The organism is Bradyrhizobium sp. ERR14 (assembly GCF_014198235.1).
Classification (GTDB): Bacteria; Pseudomonadota; Alphaproteobacteria; order Rhizobiales; family Xanthobacteraceae; genus Bradyrhizobium.
On the sequence record NZ_JACIHD010000002.1, the window covers coordinates 749,842 to 764,593 of the forward strand.

At 64.2% G+C, this 14,752-nt stretch carries 16 protein-coding genes; 10 read left to right on the forward strand and 6 right to left on the reverse strand.

Translation table 11 applies throughout. The annotated features are described in order from the left end of the window. Positions 1-215 precede the first annotated feature (215 nt). The 4 genes from GGD62_RS09765 to GGD62_RS09780 form a co-directional block, all read right to left on the reverse strand. Positions 216-1,943: a methanol/ethanol family PQQ-dependent dehydrogenase gene (locus GGD62_RS09765; protein ID WP_183708200.1), complete on the reverse strand. Its 1,728-nt coding sequence runs from the start codon at positions 1,941-1,943 to the stop codon at positions 216-218. Positions 1,944-2,060: 117 nt separating this feature from the next. Then, the gene (locus tag GGD62_RS09770) at positions 2,061-2,714 is read right to left on the reverse strand and encodes a ubiquinol-cytochrome c reductase iron-sulfur subunit (protein WP_183708202.1); all 654 of its coding nucleotides are present in this window, start codon (positions 2,712-2,714) and stop codon (positions 2,061-2,063) included. A 263-nt stretch (positions 2,715-2,977) separates the two neighbouring features. Further along, positions 2,978-3,442 (reverse strand): group III truncated hemoglobin, encoded by a 465-nt coding sequence (locus GGD62_RS09775; RefSeq protein WP_018320743.1) that lies wholly within the window; start codon positions 3,440-3,442, stop codon positions 2,978-2,980. A 269-nt stretch (positions 3,443-3,711) separates the two neighbouring features. Next, positions 3,712-4,623: a 3-hydroxybutyryl-CoA dehydrogenase gene (locus GGD62_RS09780; RefSeq protein ID WP_183708204.1), complete on the reverse strand. Its 912-nt coding sequence runs from the start codon at positions 4,621-4,623 to the stop codon at positions 3,712-3,714. Between the two features lie 295 nt (positions 4,624-4,918). On the opposite strand from GGD62_RS09780, the gene pstS reads away from it, so the two are divergent. From pstS to GGD62_RS09810, 6 genes are all read left to right on the forward strand, one after another. After that, complete coding sequence (pstS, locus tag GGD62_RS09785; RefSeq protein ID WP_183708205.1) at positions 4,919-5,974, forward strand: phosphate ABC transporter substrate-binding protein PstS; 1,056 nt, start codon at positions 4,919-4,921, stop codon at positions 5,972-5,974. Positions 5,975-6,062: 88 nt separating this feature from the next. Next, a complete protein-coding gene (locus GGD62_RS09790; protein WP_183708206.1) occupies positions 6,063-6,407 on the forward strand; it encodes a helix-turn-helix transcriptional regulator in 345 nt (114 codons plus the stop codon). An 11-nt stretch (positions 6,408-6,418) separates the two neighbouring features. Next, positions 6,419-6,898, forward strand: coding sequence for an ArsI/CadI family heavy metal resistance metalloenzyme (locus tag GGD62_RS09795; protein WP_026202415.1), 480 nt, complete (start codon positions 6,419-6,421; stop codon positions 6,896-6,898). 17 nt (positions 6,899-6,915) lie between these two features. Further along, positions 6,916-7,326, forward strand: coding sequence for an arsenate reductase (glutaredoxin) (arsC, locus tag GGD62_RS09800; RefSeq protein WP_183708207.1), 411 nt, complete (start codon positions 6,916-6,918; stop codon positions 7,324-7,326). Further along, positions 7,326-8,024 (forward strand): MIP/aquaporin family protein, encoded by a 699-nt coding sequence (locus GGD62_RS09805; RefSeq protein WP_183708208.1) that lies wholly within the window; start codon positions 7,326-7,328, stop codon positions 8,022-8,024. The genes arsC and GGD62_RS09805 overlap by 1 nt, the downstream gene beginning before the upstream one ends. A 167-nt stretch (positions 8,025-8,191) precedes the next feature. Continuing rightward, positions 8,192-8,890, forward strand: a complete 699-nt coding sequence (locus tag GGD62_RS09810) for an ABC transporter permease (RefSeq protein ID WP_183708209.1) — start codon at positions 8,192-8,194, stop codon at positions 8,888-8,890. Here the strand turns inward: GGD62_RS09810 and GGD62_RS09815 are convergent. Next, entirely contained in the window at positions 8,864-9,673 is an 810-nt protein-coding gene (locus tag GGD62_RS09815) for a substrate-binding domain-containing protein (RefSeq protein ID WP_183708210.1), read from the reverse strand. The genes GGD62_RS09810 and GGD62_RS09815 overlap by 27 nt on opposite strands. A 161-nt stretch (positions 9,674-9,834) precedes the next feature. Between GGD62_RS09815 and GGD62_RS09820 the strand changes: the two genes are divergently transcribed. Further along, a complete protein-coding gene (locus GGD62_RS09820; protein WP_018320752.1) occupies positions 9,835-10,125 on the forward strand; it encodes a hypothetical protein in 291 nt (96 codons plus the stop codon). Positions 10,126-10,186: 61 nt separating this feature from the next. Here the strand turns inward: GGD62_RS09820 and GGD62_RS09825 are convergent, their stop codons facing one another. Then, the gene (locus GGD62_RS09825) at positions 10,187-10,522 is read right to left on the reverse strand and encodes a hypothetical protein (protein WP_018320753.1); all 336 of its coding nucleotides are present in this window, start codon (positions 10,520-10,522) and stop codon (positions 10,187-10,189) included. Positions 10,523-10,819: 297 nt separating this feature from the next. Between GGD62_RS09825 and GGD62_RS09830 the strand changes: the two genes are divergently transcribed. The 3 genes from GGD62_RS09830 to GGD62_RS09840 all read left to right on the forward strand — a co-directional run bounded on the left by GGD62_RS09830 (position 10,820) and on the right by GGD62_RS09840 (position 14,746). Then, positions 10,820-12,067 carry a hypothetical protein gene (locus GGD62_RS09830; RefSeq protein ID WP_183708212.1) on the forward strand — a complete coding sequence of 416 codons (1,248 nt, stop codon included), beginning with the start codon at positions 10,820-10,822 and terminating at the stop codon, positions 12,065-12,067. 65 nt (positions 12,068-12,132) lie between these two features. Further along, positions 12,133-12,405: a TonB-dependent receptor plug domain-containing protein gene (locus GGD62_RS09835; protein WP_179735839.1), complete on the forward strand. Its 273-nt coding sequence runs from the start codon at positions 12,133-12,135 to the stop codon at positions 12,403-12,405. A gap of 337 nt (positions 12,406-12,742) precedes the next feature. Further along, positions 12,743-14,746, forward strand: a complete 2,004-nt coding sequence (locus tag GGD62_RS09840) for a bifunctional diguanylate cyclase/phosphodiesterase (protein ID WP_183708213.1) — start codon at positions 12,743-12,745, stop codon at positions 14,744-14,746. The last annotated feature ends 6 nt before the right edge of the window (positions 14,747-14,752 follow it).

Sequence of the window (14,752 nt, forward strand, 5' to 3'; positions counted from 1 at the left end):
GAGCTCACTTGGGTGAGGGGTTGTCTCGGCGAGTCCCCCTCGCGATGAGAGCGCGGATAGAACCCCTCATCCGGCGCTTCGCGCCACCTTCTCCCGCAAGGGGAGAAGGGAAGTAAGCGCGTTCGACGCCGTCCATCGCAAAAATGCGGCGGACGTTGCCGTCCGCCGCATTCGCCACCCCCCTGCTGCTCCGCTTCTTTCGATCCGCCGCGGAGCTACTTCTTCAGCGCAAACACCCAGATGACGCCGCCTTGCGGCACATTGGCTTCGATGCCGATGTTGTTGGTCACCAGCGCGTCCTGGATGCGTTGCGCGTCGACGCCCCATCCCGACTGGATCGCGATGTATTGGGTGCCGTCGATCTCATAGGACACCGGCATGCCCATGATGCCGGAGTTGGTCTTCTGCTCCCACAGGAGCTCGCCGGTCTTGGCGTTGAAGGCGCGGAAGTTGCGGTCATTGGTGCCGCCGACGAAGATGAGATCGCCCGCGGTCGCCGTCACCGAACCGAACAGCTGCGACTTCGGGAAGTTGTGTTGCCACACCTTCTTGCCCGTAGTGGGATCCCAGGCCTGCAGCTCGCCGAAATGATCCGCGCCCGGCTTCGTCTTCAGGCCGATGTCTTCCGGCTTGGTGCCGAGCCAGAGCTCACCCGGCTTGAGGGCAACTTTCTCGCCGGTGAACCCGCCGCAGAAATTCTCGTTGGCGGGCACGTAGACGAGGCCGGTCTTCTGGCTGTAGGCCGCCGACGGCCAGTCCTTGCCGCCCCACAGCGACGGACAGAACTCGACACGCTTGCCGATCACCGGCTTGTGCGCGGGGTCGACGATCGGCTTGCCGCTCTCGGGCTCGATGCCCTTCCAGACGTCGGTCGAGACGAACGGCCAGCCGGCGACGTAGTTGATCTTGGTCGGCGTGCGCTCGAGCACCCAGAAGATCGCGTCGCGGCCCGGATGGACCAGGCTCTTGATGTTGCGGCCATCGCGTTGCAGGTCGATCAGCATCGGCGCATCGACCTCGTCCCAGTCCCAGGAATCGTTCTGGTGGTACTGGTGATAGGTCTTGATCTTGCCGGTGCTCGGATCGAGCGCAAGCACCGAGGAGGTATAGAGATTGTCGCCGGGATGGGTCTCGCCGGGCCATGGCGCGGCGTTGCCGACGCCCCAATAGATCGTCTTGGTCTCCTTGTCGTAATTGCCGGTCATCCAGGCCGAGCCACCGCCGTTCTTCCAGTCGTCGCCCTGCCAGGTGTCATGGCCCGGCTCGCCTTCGCCTGGAATGGTGAAGGTTCGCCACAGCTCCTTGCCGTCCTTGGCATCATAGGCCGCGATATAGCCGCGCACGCCGAACTCGCCGCCGGAGCCGCCGACAATGACCTTGCCGTCGACGACCAGCGGCATCAGGGTCATGTACTGGCCCTTCTTGTAGTCCTGCACCTTGGTGTCCCACACCACCTTGCCGGTCTTGGCATCGAGCGCGACGACGTGGTCGTCCGTGGTGGCGAGGTAGAGCTTGTCCTCCCAGAGGCCAACGCCGCGGCTGGTCGGGTGCAGCTGGAACAGATCGTCGGGGAGCTGCCGCTTGTAGCGCCAGTATTCGTCGCCGGTCTTGGCGTTGAGCGCGATCACCTGTCCCATCGGGGTCGCCACGAACATCACGCCGTTGTTGACGATCGGCGGCGCCTCGTGGCCTTCGACGACGCCGGTGGCAAAGGTCCAGACCGGCGTGAGATTCTTCACGTTGGAGGTGTTGATCTGATCGAGCGGGCTGTAGCCGTGCCCGTCATAGGTGCGCCGATAGAGCATCCAGTTGTTTGGCTCCGGATTCTCCAGCCGCTGTGCGGTGACCGGTGCGTAATTATCGATCGGACCTGACACGGCGGCGGTCGAGGCGAGGCAGGTGAAGGCGACGAAGCCGGACAGGTACCATTGCTTCCTGGTCATGGACGTTCCCCTTTTCATCCGTTTGAATTCTTGTGTTGAATTCTTGTCGTTCGTCCCGTCGTCCGCCCAACGGCGGATACGACCTCTCGTGACGCGGGCGTGGGCCCGCACCGTCCGTCATCCTGGCTGCGCGCCACCTACCTTTCCGATGAAATTGCCGGCGACGCTGAGCGAGCCGTCAGCGAGCGCCACCGGCAGCGCCGCGAGCCGTCGCGGCGCCGGGCCGAACACGACCTGTGCGCCCGCACGAGGATCGTATTCGGAGTTGTGACACATGCACTTGAACACCTCCTTGTCGCCGACATCGCTCTTCACCCAGGCGGTGACGGGACAGCCGGCATGCGAGCAGATCGCCGAATAGGCGATGATGCCGTCGACGGCGCGCGCGGCCGTCTTCTCGTCAAGCTCGGCGGGATCGAGCTTGATGATCAGGATCTCGTTGAGCCGGGAGGCGCTGCGCACCACCGATGTCTTGGGATCCTTCGGCCAGGCATGCACCGGCGGTCCGCCGGCCGGCAGGTCAGCTGCGGTGATGAGCTTTCCCTCCTTGTCGCCTTCGGAATAGACGAGCACATCGCCTTTCTGCGGCCGTTCGTCGGACCCGGGCGGATCTTCGCCCGCGTGCGCAGACGCGGAGCAACCGAGGCAGGCGGTGGTGGCGAGCGCGCCAAGCAGGATCGTTCGCCGCGTCTGCTCGGCACAGGCGTCGGCTTCGGGTTTCCCAGGGCTCTCGGACGGTGATGAATTGGTTGTGAACGATGCGCGGGACATGTTCACAAGCAGGCACTGGAACTCTGCCGAAAACAAGGCGAAGAGTTGGCACCGCAGTGCATCAATGTGGCTTTGCTCGCGTTGATTGAACAACGATGAACGTGTTCAAGCGCCTTTTCACAATTCAACGTCGCGCCGCGCGAGCGGCATGATGATTTTGCAGATCAGACCGATGATGTTGGAATTGGTGCAACGCGCTATTCGTCGCGCTGCGCAAACGCAGCGCGACGACCCCTGCATGTTTTGCAGGCAGCCGGTCGTCGTCAGGACCTGAGCACGTGGCGCGGCGCGGCGATAGAACCGGAGACGGTGGCCGATGCCATCTCGAAACTGTCGGCGATGCGGCGCGCTTTGTCGATGAACAGGCTAGCCGCTGGCGGCGGGCAGACCTCGCGCGCGGTCTGCTCGAACAGATCGAGCCAGCGGTCGAAATGATCGCCGACCAGGCTCAGTGGTAAATGCGCCCGCATTGGCGAGCCGTGATAGCGGCCGCTCATCAGCACGACCGAGGACCAGAAATCTCTGAGCTTGGCGAGATGCTCGTCCCAGTTCTGCACGATCCCGAACACCGGGCCCAGCCGTGCATCTTCGCGCACGCGCCCATAGAAGCGGGTGACGAGTTCCCCGATCATCTCTTCGGTAATCCCGGTGCGCTCGATCGCATCCTGGGTCAACAGGTTCCGCCGCGCGGCCGCCGCCTCGCGCTCGGCCTTCAGTCGATCCGACATGTCCTTCGTTTTCCGTTCGTTGTTCCCCGCGTTCCCGCGAGCCGCCCGTTCGACATTGTCAGGCCAAATGCGCCCGACATCTTTGTCATGGCGCAAATTGCGGGATTGGGCCGCGGGCGTTTCGAGCCCGGCGCCTGCTCCTTGATCAGTATCGTAGGGTGGGCAAAGGCGCACTTGCGCCGTGCCCACCATCAGTCCGATACGGCCACGGAACGTGGGCACGCTTCGCTTTGCCCACCCTACGGGACCGTCTTTGTCGCGGTGACAGATCACGTACCGTAGCTGTAGAAGCCCTGCCCGGTCTTGCGGCCGAGATGGCCTGCATCGACCATCTCCTTGAGCAGCGGCGCTGGCCTGTATTTAGGATCGTTGAAGCCCTTGTAAAAGACCTCCATCACCGAAAGCATGGTGTCGAGCCCGACGAGATCGGCCAGAGCCAGCGGCCCGATCGGATGGTTGCAACCAAGCTTCATGCCAGCATCGATCTCTTCCGCGGTCGCAATCCCCTCCTGGAGCGCGAAGATCGCCTCGTTGATCATCGGGCACAGGATGCGGTTGACGGCAAAGCCCGGGCTGTTCTTGGCGGTGATCGCCACTTTGCCGACGCGCTTGGCGAAATCGAGGGCCTTGGCGTGGGTGTCGTCGGAGGTCTGCAGGCCGCGGATCAGCTCCAGCAGCGCCATCACCGGCACCGGGTTGAAGAAGTGCATGCCGATGAAGCGGTCGGGACGATCGGTCGCCGCAGCGAGCTTCGTGATCGAGATCGACGAGGTGTTGGTCGCAAGCAGCGTTCGCGGCGACAACGTCGCGCAGAGATCCTTCAGGATCTTGACCTTGAGCTCCTCGTTCTCGGTTGCGGCCTCGATGACGAGATCGCAATCGGCAAGCTTCGCCCGGTCGGTGGTGCCGGTGATGCGCTTGAGCGCCGCCTCGCGATCGGCCGCCGACATCTTCTCCTTCTTGACCAGACGCTCGAGGCTGCCGCCGACGGTCGACAGCCCGCGGTTCACCGCCGCGTCGGAAATGTCGACCATCACGACCGAGAGCCCGGCCGCCGCGCAGACCTGCGCGATACCATTCCCCATGGTCCCTGCCCCGATGATGCCAACGGTCTGGATCATTGCCTCATATCCTTCATCCTTGCGGGCGAGCCATCCCGGCCCGGCCCATTGTGCCTGCATCAGGCTCTAGCACCGCCGAGGGGCGCCTGCGACCTGATCCTGCCTCTCCTTAAAGCATCCACGGCGGGAATAAAGCTGCCGGCGGGCGCGAAACGGCCCGATTTGGCCGCCTGGCGCGCAATTTGCCCCAAATTGCGTCCCTGCCCGGCCGGGACGGCAATCTCCCTCAATCGGACGACGCGGCGGAGCTGACGGCGTGGTGTAGTCGGCGCGCAATGGCCACCGCGAATGCCTCGCGACGCAATTGTGAGATCGACCACATCGGCTTCGTGCCCCACCTGTTAGCCTCGCGCAAATGAAGACACATATTGCACTTCCCATCATCCTCGCCGCTCTGCTCGTCGCAACGCCAGGCTTGGCAGCCGAGACCAGAGGAGCCGGCTCAACCTTCGTTTCGCCCGTGATGGCGAAATGGACCGACGCATATAAGGCCAAGACCGGCAACGTCGTCAGCTATCAAGCGGTCGGCTCCGGCATCGGCCTCGGCCTGATCAAAAAGGAAGCCGTCGATTTCGGTGCCAGCGATATGCCGCTCGACCCCAGGGAGTTGGACAGGCTCGGCCTGATGCAATTCCCGATCGTCATCGGAGGCGTCGTGCCAGTGGTCAATATCGACGGCGTCAAGCCCGGCCAGATCCGCTTCACCGGGCAGGTGCTCGCCGATATCTATCTCGGCAAGCTCAGATCCTGGAGCGATCCGGCGATCGCCGCGATCAACCCCGACGTCAGATTGCCGAACGCTGCGATCACGGTGGTCCATCGCATCGACGGCTCCGGCACGACATTCAACTGGTCGAACTACCTGTCGAAGGTCAGCCCGCAGTGGAAAGCCAGCGTGGGCGAAGGCACCTCCGTCGAGTGGCCGCTTGGCCTCGGCGGCCGCGGCAATGATGGCGTCGCCTCGCTCGTCGGTCTCATTCCCGGCGCGATCGGCTATCTCGAATACACTTACGCGCTGCAACGGCTCGACCGGATTTCCTTTGGAATCGTGCAGAACAGCGCCGGCAATTACGTCGTGCCCGACGCCGCATCGTTCCAGGCGGCGGCATCAAGCGCGGACTGGAAGGCGGAGAAGGATTTCCATCTCGTGCTCACCGACGCGCCCGGCGAAGACGCCTACCCGATCACGGCGACGACCTTCGTGCTGATGCCGAAGGCGCCGAAATCACCGGAACGATCGACAGCCGCCATCGACTTCGTCCGCTGGTCGCTGGAAAACGGAAAATCCGAGGCCCAGATCCTCAACTACGTCCCGCTCCCGCCTGCCTTGATCGACCAGATCGAACGCTATTGGCAGCAGAGCATCGGGGCAGCCCCCACGGTCTCGGCATCGGCCAGCGTGAAGCGCTGAACAGCGACGGCGGCCTGTCAATCGAGATTGGCTCTCCGCATGCCAATCTCGATTGACAGGCCGCCGTTATTTCAATAATCGTTGAAATATGGAAAAGACGGACGCCGTCGCGGCGCTTGCCGCGCTTGCTCAGGACAATCGCCTCGATGTTTTCCGCCTGCTGGTGCAAGCCGGCCCCGAAGGCCTGTCCGCCGGCGCGGTGGCCGAGGCGCTGGATCTCGCCCCCAACACGCTGACCTTCCATTTCGACCGGCTACGGATGGCCGGGCTCGCGACCGTCCGTCGCGAGGGGCGTTCGATGATCTATGCGGCGCGGTTCGAGACCATGAATTCGCTGGTCGGATTCCTGACCGAAAACTGCTGCGGCGGGGTGTCATGCGCTCCGGCAAAGCCTTCGAAACCGGCGCGGAAGCGCAGCAAAGTGCCAGCCTGAAAGGACAGACCATGAAGCGCCTGCACGTTCACGTGTCCGTCGAGGATCTCTCCCATTCCATCGGATTCTACTCCGCCCTGTTTGCCAGCGAGCCCTCGGTCGTGAAGTCCGACTATGCCAAATGGATGCTAGACGACCCCCGCGTGAATTTTGCGATCTCGACGCGCGGACGCGCGGCTGGGCTCGATCATCTCGGCATCCAGGTCGAGACCGGCGAGGAGCTCCAGGAGGTCTATGCCCGACTGCGCAAGGCCGGCGGCAACGTCGTCGAGCAGGGGCAGACCACCTGCTGCTACGCCAAGTCGGAAAAGTCCTGGATCGACGATCCGGCCGGCATCGCCTGGGAAACCTTCCACACCACGGGCGAGAGCACCGATTACGGCGACGGCAGCGGCGAGAATCAGGCGCGGGTCGCGCATGAGAAACCGGAGCAGCAATCGGCCTGCTGCGCGCCGCAGGCGGCGCCGGCAACCTCGCGGGCCTGCTGCTGAGCACGAGGGCACCTGCAATGGACGCGATCATCTACCACAATCCCGATTGCGGCACGTCGCGCAACACGCTTGCCATGATCCGGCATGCCGGTATCGAGCCGCACGTGATCGAATATCTGAAGACGCCGCCGTCGCGCACCCTGCTGCAGCAGCTCGTCGCGCGCATGGGGATTTCGGTGCGCGAGGCGGTTCGCGAAAAAGCGGCGCCCTATGCGGAGCTCGGGCTCGCCAATCCGGCGCTGACGGACGATCAGCTGCTCGACGCGATGGTGGCGCATCCGATCCTGATCAACCGGCCGATCGTGGTGACGCCGAAAGGCGTCAGGCTCTGCCGCCCCTCCGAGCTGGTGCTGGATCTGCTGCCGCCGCAGCGGGACGAATTCGTCAAGGAAGATGGCGAGCGCGTCAGGCTGGATCGCGACGCCTGATGCCGAGCCTTGCACAGCGCGCCTTCGCCGAGTGGCTCGGGACGGCGTTCCTGCTTGCTGCGGTGGTCGGCTCCGGGATCATGGCGCAGAAGCTCTCGGGCGGAAACGTCGCGCTGGCGCTGCTGTGCAATACGATCGCCACGGGCGCAATCCTGGTGGTGCTGATCCTGATCTTCGCTCCGATATCGGGGGCTCATTTCAATCCGGCGGTCACGCTCGCATTCGCCTTGCGCGGCGAAACGACGTGGACGGACGCGGCGACCTACGCCATCGCCCAGATCGCCGGCGCGGTCGCGGGCGTCGGGATCGCGCACCTGATGTTCGAACTTCCTGTTCTCCAGCTTTCCCTCACGGCCCGCACCGGAAGCGGACAATGGCTGGCCGAGGCCGTGGCCACCTTCGGTCTGCTATCGACGATCTTTGGCGTCGGGCACCGGACCAACACCGCCGTGCCTTACGCCGTCGGCCTCTATGTCACGTCGGCGTACTGGTTCACCTCGTCCACCTCGTTCGCCAACCCCGCGGTCACTATCGCCCGCTCGCTGTCCGATACGTTCGCGGGTATTGCCCCACAAGGCATGCCGGCTTTCATTGCCGCCCAGTTCATCGGCGCGGTTCTCGCCGTTCTGCTCGCGCGCTGGCTTTGGGCCCCCGAAAGGCAAAGCTCCCCTCAGATCGTGTCAGAAGAGCCTGCATAACGCGGAGCCAGCCGCATTTTTTGAATTGAATCGCGTTTCCAAACCGTTCCTCCCGGGTATTCTGTGGATGTCAGCAAGACTCGCAGGAACCGGTCCGTGAAGCCGCTACGAACACCCGATATCGACGATCAGGAGGCATTCCGCCCGGCACCGAAGCGTCAGGCCGCATGAACGACTTCGCACGATCCGTTGGCGCGGCGCTCTCGCTGATCGGCGAAGCCGACGCCGAGTTGCTCGGCATCGTCGCATTGTCGGTGCGCGTCAGCCTGACCGCGAGCGTCCTTGCCCTGCTGATCGGTGCACCGATCGGGGCCTTGCTGGCGATCACGCGTTTCCGCGGGCGGCAGGTCATCATCGTGCTGACCAATGCGCTGCTTGGCCTTCCGCCGGTCGTGGTCGGGCTTGCGCTCTATCTTCTGCTGTCGCGGTCAGGCCCGCTCGGGGCGGCGGGACTGTTGTTCACGCCCGCCGCCATGGTGATCGCGCAGACGCTGCTCGCCACCCCGATCGTGGTGGCGCTGGTGCACCGGCCGGCGAGCCTGCTGTGGGCGGAATATGGCGATCTGGCACGGATCGACGGGCTGTCGGTCTTCCGCTGCATGGCGCTGCTGTACGCGCTGGGCCGGACCTCGCTGCTGACGGCGTTTCTCGCGGCCTTCGGGCGCGCCATCGCCGAGGTCGGTGCCATCATCATCGTCGGCGGCAACATCCGCGGCTTCACGCGCACGATGACGACCGCGATAGCGCTGGAGACCAGCAAGGGCGATCTGCCGCTGGCACTCGGGCTCGGCCTGATCCTGCTGGCGCTCAGCGTCGCGGTGTCGACCGTCGCCTTCCTGCTAGTGGGACGCGTTGGGGAAAAATAGCTGCTCGCCGCCAACCTTGTATCCGGCGATCGCCTCCTGCCCCTTCGATGACACGAGCCAGTCGATGAAGGCCTGCCCATCCTTCGCCTTCACATTCGGGTGCTTCTCGGGATTCACCAGCATGACGCCGTACTGGTTGAACAGCCGCTTGTCGCCCTCCGTCAGGATGGCGAGCTCGCCGCGATTCTTGAACGACAGCCAGGTGCCGCGGTCCGACAGAACATAGGCGTTCGACGACGACGCCATGTTCAGCGCCGGGCCCATGCCCTGGCCGATCTCACGATACCAGCTGTCCTTGCCGGCACTGATGTCGACGCCCGCCTCCTTCCACAGCCGGAGCTCGGCCGCGTGCGTGCCGGATTTGTCGCCGCGCGAGATGAACGGTGCCTTCGCCGCGGCTATCTTGCGCAGCGCATCCGTGACGTCCTTGCCGCCGGCGATCTTCGCCGGATCGCTTTTGGGCCCGACGACGACGAAGTCGTTGTACATGACGTCGAAGCGCTTCACGCCCTGCCCTTCGGACAGGAACTTGTCTTCGGCGGCCCGGTCGTGGACGAACACCACGTCGGCATCGCCGCGCCGCCCGATATCCAGCGCCTGCCCGGTACCGACGGCAACGACCTTCACGCTGATGCCCTCGTCCTTCGAGAACAGCGGCAGCAGATGGCCGAACAGGCCCGACTGTTCCGTCGACGTGGTCGAGGCCACCGTGATGGTGCGATCCTGCGCGAACGCGATGGTGGACCAGAGCAGCACCGCTCCGATGGCGACAATCTTCCTCATGCGTCGTCCCCCACAAACAATGACGGTCCTGAATAGCCGATGGCGATGGCGACGGGAACCCCGACATTCGGCCGCAGAGAGTTGAAGCGATGGCATCAAATTGGCAGGAACGCCGATGCCGCAGGCGGATTGTCCGGAGATGTCATGTCAAGGAGAATCCCATGAAAAAGATCATTCTGGCATCCGCATGCATCATGGCGCTGGCGACCGGTAGCGCCTTCGCGCAGACACAACCGGCTCCCGGCGCCTCCGGTCAAGGCGACGTCGGCCCCTCCTCGCGCGGCCCCGCGACCAAGGGAATGACGACCGGCAAGTCGTCGAACATGCAGAACGAGGCCAGCGACAGCAAGGGCGCGCAGTCGCCATCGGCCGGCGGCACCAACACGAATAACATGGGCAGCCAGGCCGGCGGCGGCGGCGCAGGCGGCGGCAGCGGCGGCGCCGGCAAGTAGTCGGAAGAGCGAAAATCCCGGAGGGGATCATCGTCCCCTCCCACAGGCCGATAGGCGTCGATCAACGGCCGGGGCAATATCTCATCACGCTGCGGATCCCCTGCGGCTCTGGCTCCTTCATCCATCCGATGTCCCTGGCCAGCCAAAGCTTGTCGTCGCCGATGACATAGGCGAACGTCATGGTGTCGAAGCCTCTCGGATTGCGGACAGTGACCTCGCCGCAGGCCACCTCGATCGAACGGCCCTGCGGGTCGGATGCGGGACTGGTCCAGGAAATGTGGATTTCCGCATTCGGCGGGATCAAATGAGCGGCGATCTTTGGAGTGAGATCATCTGCCGAGGCAGGTGCGCAGATCAATGCGGCGAGGACCGCAGCCGGATATATCTTGCGGATCACGTCTTTTCTCCTTCGCTTTCGAAGGAAGCGTATCCATGATCGGTGCCGCAGCTCTGTGGGAGCGGTCACATTGGCAGTCGGTGCGCGGCGGCCTGGTGACAACCGCAGTTTCTCGATGATGCCTGACACATCATGCAGCGGCCGGCGCGCCCGATGCTTGGATGTTCTGCAATTGGTCCCGCCCACATTGACAGGGGTGTGACGGCCGGGGCAGTTTTTCACATTGCTGGCGAATCAGCGATTGCCTCAAGCCGAGGACCTCTTGGACAACTCCCAGTGCTTTCGAGACTGATATCGTTGCTGCGCCGCATCCCCGCGGTGAAATGGGCGTTCACCCGGCTTCGGCCCTTGCCGCAGGGCGGCAGCATCGACGGTGCGGCGGTCGTCGCGGAACAGCCCGTCATCGTTACTGACAGTGCTGACGCTCTTCCGGCTCTCGACACCGGCATCGGCACTGATCCACTGCGCAGCGACGCCGCGGTCGCGGAGGACGACACCGCCCGCCCTGTCATCGCGGAAGCAGCAGCCGATATCGCCGGCAGCGACGAGTCCCTGCAGCAGTCGCCGACAGAGGTCGAGCCGGTCGTCGTGGCAGAGGTCTTGGCCTCGGACGAGGTCATCAGCGAAACGGTCGATGGTTCCAAACCAGTCGATGTTCCTGAACCCGTCATCGACAATGATCCGCCTGTAGAGGTCTCGACGAAGCTCGAGTCCGTCGCCACGGAAGCGGTAGCGGCCATCGACATCGAGGACGAGCCGGCCAAAGCCGCTAAGCCCGTCATCAGCAGCGATCCATCTCCCGAGCTCGCGGCCGACGTTGAGCCTGATGTCGTGGAGGAGACCTCGTCCAATCTCAAGGTCGTTTCAGTTGAGGTCGCTTCGGTCGAGGTCGCTTCGGTTGACGCTCCCGCTCTCGTCGTTGCCGACGATCCCTCCATTGTTGCCGCCGTGGATGTCGAGCCTGTTGTAGACGACACCCAGGTCACGCTTGCCGATCCCGACGTCTCGGCGGAGCCTGTCGCTGAAGACAGCATCGACAGCGATCCCACCTGCGACACCGCGGTGGCGATCGAACCGATCGCTGCAAGCGATCCTGCCCCCCTCGCCGCGGAGGACTCTTCCGCCGACGCCATCTTGGTCACGCATGATGAGCGGGCTCCGGCTCTCGCAGCTCCCACTGAGGAGATTCGCAGTGCGCCGAAACTTCGCGCGAAAGCAACGGAACCTGCCGATCGCGCCGCGCTGATCCGGCAGCGCTGGGCCGAAAGCGGAATCAGGATGTGGAACCCCCGCCTTCACGGCACCGGCGAAGCCACGCTGAACATCCAGGGCAGCGTCGGGCTGCTGCCGCCTGCACCCGGCGAGACGATGCCGCGCTACGACAAGCTGGAATTCAAGATGCTCGGCGGACAGATCGTCTGTGAGGGCGTCATCGTCGAGGCCCCCGCGCAGGCGAGCCACCGCAGCTTCACCCGGCTCGCCGAGCCAGGGAAGCTCGACCGGATTCGCGAACCGGTGCGGGAACGCCAGGCCGCTCTGGCCTGATCCTTTCCACTGCAAGCGCCGTCACGTTTGTGCTACGCTGAGGTTTCCCGAACATGGGAGATCGCATGCCTGCAAAGCTGTTGCGACTGATCGTGATCGCCGCCGTCTGCGTCTCGCAAGGAGCCTTCGCGGCGTCCAGCAAGCGGCCTCACCACACGCCCGCCACCGATCCAGCCGCGCCCTCCAAGGCGGACCGGCTCTCCTCCTCGCGCGGCGAGACCATCCTCAACACGCCCGGCCAGACCACCGTGCTGACGCGAGAAGTCCTCGACGACATGAACGCGAGGAGCCTCCGCGATGCCATGCGCTCGACCGCCGGCGTCACGGTCGGACGCTAGAGCGGAATGGCATTAGGCTGAATCGTTTCCCGCGGCGGCTCGTTCACCGCTCCCGCTTGCGGGAGAGGTCGGCGAGTTCCGGGCGATGCAAAGCATCGTTGCGCCGAAGCGCATGGTTAGCAGAACGTAGCGGCGGCTTTTGCAGGACTTCGCCGCCGATATGCCTACTGACGCGGCCCCGTATCGTTAACACGGCCTCACCATTGCACGCGTCCGGAAATTCTGCGGTAGCGTGCAACCCTGTGCTGGTCTTTCGCGCAGGACCCGATCTAACGCGCCCTTTACCCACGCTATGCAAGATCGCCGGCAATTTCAGGGATCCGGGGCTCGTATTTCAATGCCTGTTGCCGATTTGAAGTCTCACTTCGCCGCCGCAATGCGGCTGTTTCGCGTGCCCGCCGACAATCCCGAGCTGACGCGCGCGCAGTTCGACGCCTTCTCCAAGCAGATCCCGCTGCTCTACTTCATCCTGATCACCAACACGATCGCGGTCGCATATACCTATGTGCCGCTGGCGCCGGCCTCGCTCAGCATGATCGTGCCGGGCGCGTTGGTCGCGGTGGCGGGTTATCGGACCTTCTGGTGGCTGCGGCAGCGCCACCTCGTCCGCAGCGACGCCGACATCCTGCGCAATCTGCGTCTCACCAACTGGATCGCGGCCCCGATCGCGGCGGGCTTCACCATCTGGTCGTTCGCCCTCTATCCCTACGGCGATCCCTTTGCCAAGAGCCAGGTCGCTTTCTACATGGCGGTGACCGTGATCGGCTGCATCTTCTCGCTGATGCATCTGCGTTCGGCCGCACTGATCGTGACTCTCGTCGTCGACGTGCCCTACGTCGTGTTCTACTTCGCCACCGGCGAGCCGACGCTGGAGGCGATGGCCGTCAACAATCTGCTTGTCACCGGCGCGATGGTGACGGTGCTGACCATCTACTACCGGGACTTCGCCGATCTCGTCGCCAGCCGCAAGTCACTGCTGGCACAGCAGGCGGCGACCCAGGCGCTCTCGGACGAGAACTTCCGCCTCGCCAATCTCGATTCCCTCACCGAGCTGCCGAACCGCCGCCGCTTCTTCGCCGAGCTGTCGAGCGCCTTTGCCGACGCCGAGCGAAGGAACGTTCGCGTCGCGGTCGGCATCATCGACCTCGACGGCTTCAAGCCGATCAACGACAATTACGGCCACAGCGTTGGCGACCGCGTGCTGATCGAGGCGGGCCGCCGCATCCGCGAGATCTGCGAGGGCTTCGGCCCGCAACGCGTGGAATTCGCCCGGCTCGGCGGCGACGAGTTTGGCCTCGTCGTCTGTGGTGACCCCGACGATGCCGATCTGGCACGGCTTGGCGAACGCATCGGCGGGCAGGTCAAGCTGCCTTACCAGCTCGACACCGCGCACACCGGGTTGTCCTGCTCGATCGGGTTTGCGCTGTTTCCGGACTCCGCGACGACGTCGGAAGCTCTCTATGAATGTGCCGACTATTCGCTTTATCACGCCAAGCGCCATCAGCGCGGCCGCACCGTAATCTTCTCGGGCGAGCTCGAAGCCGAGATCCGCAGCCGCGGCGTGATCGAGAATTTGTTGCGCACCTCCGATTTTGGCGCCGAGATGGAGCTGGTGTTCCAGCCGATCGTCGATGCCATGAGCGAGCACACTGCGGGCTTCGAGACGCTGGCGCGCTGGCACAGCCCCCGTCTCGGCTGGGTGTCCCCTGCCGACTTCATCCCTGCCGCCGAGCGCATCGGCCTGATCCGGCCACTGACGCAGACGCTGCTGGCGCGTGCACTCGCGACCGCCAAGACCTGGCCCGACGACATCCGCCTGTCGTTCAACCTGTCCGCTCACGACGTCTGCGCTGCCGAAGGCATCCTGCCGCTGATCTCCATCATCGAGAAAAGCGGTCTGTCGCCACGACGGATCGATTTCGAGATCACCGAGACCGCCGTCACCTTCGATTTCGTGCGCGCGCAGCAGTCGGTCGCGACGCTGAAGGCAATGGGCTGCGGCATTTCGCTGGACGATTTCGGCACGGGCTATTCGTCGCTGAGCCACGTGCACCGGCTGCCGCTCGACAAGATCAAGGTCGACCGCAGCTTCGTCGCCGACATCAACGAAAATCCGGTCAGTCACAAGATCATCAAGTCGCTGACGGGCCTCTGCGACGACATGGAGATCGCCTGCGTCGTCGAAGGTGTCGAGACCCGCGCCCAGCTCGATACCTTGCGCCGGCTCGGCTGCGACTTCATCCAGGGCTATTATTTCGCAAAACCCATGTCGGGCGATGCGATCCGCGACTATCTGGCGAACGAACGCCAGCGCCTCGACGGCGCCAAGGTCGTGGCCTGAGACCGC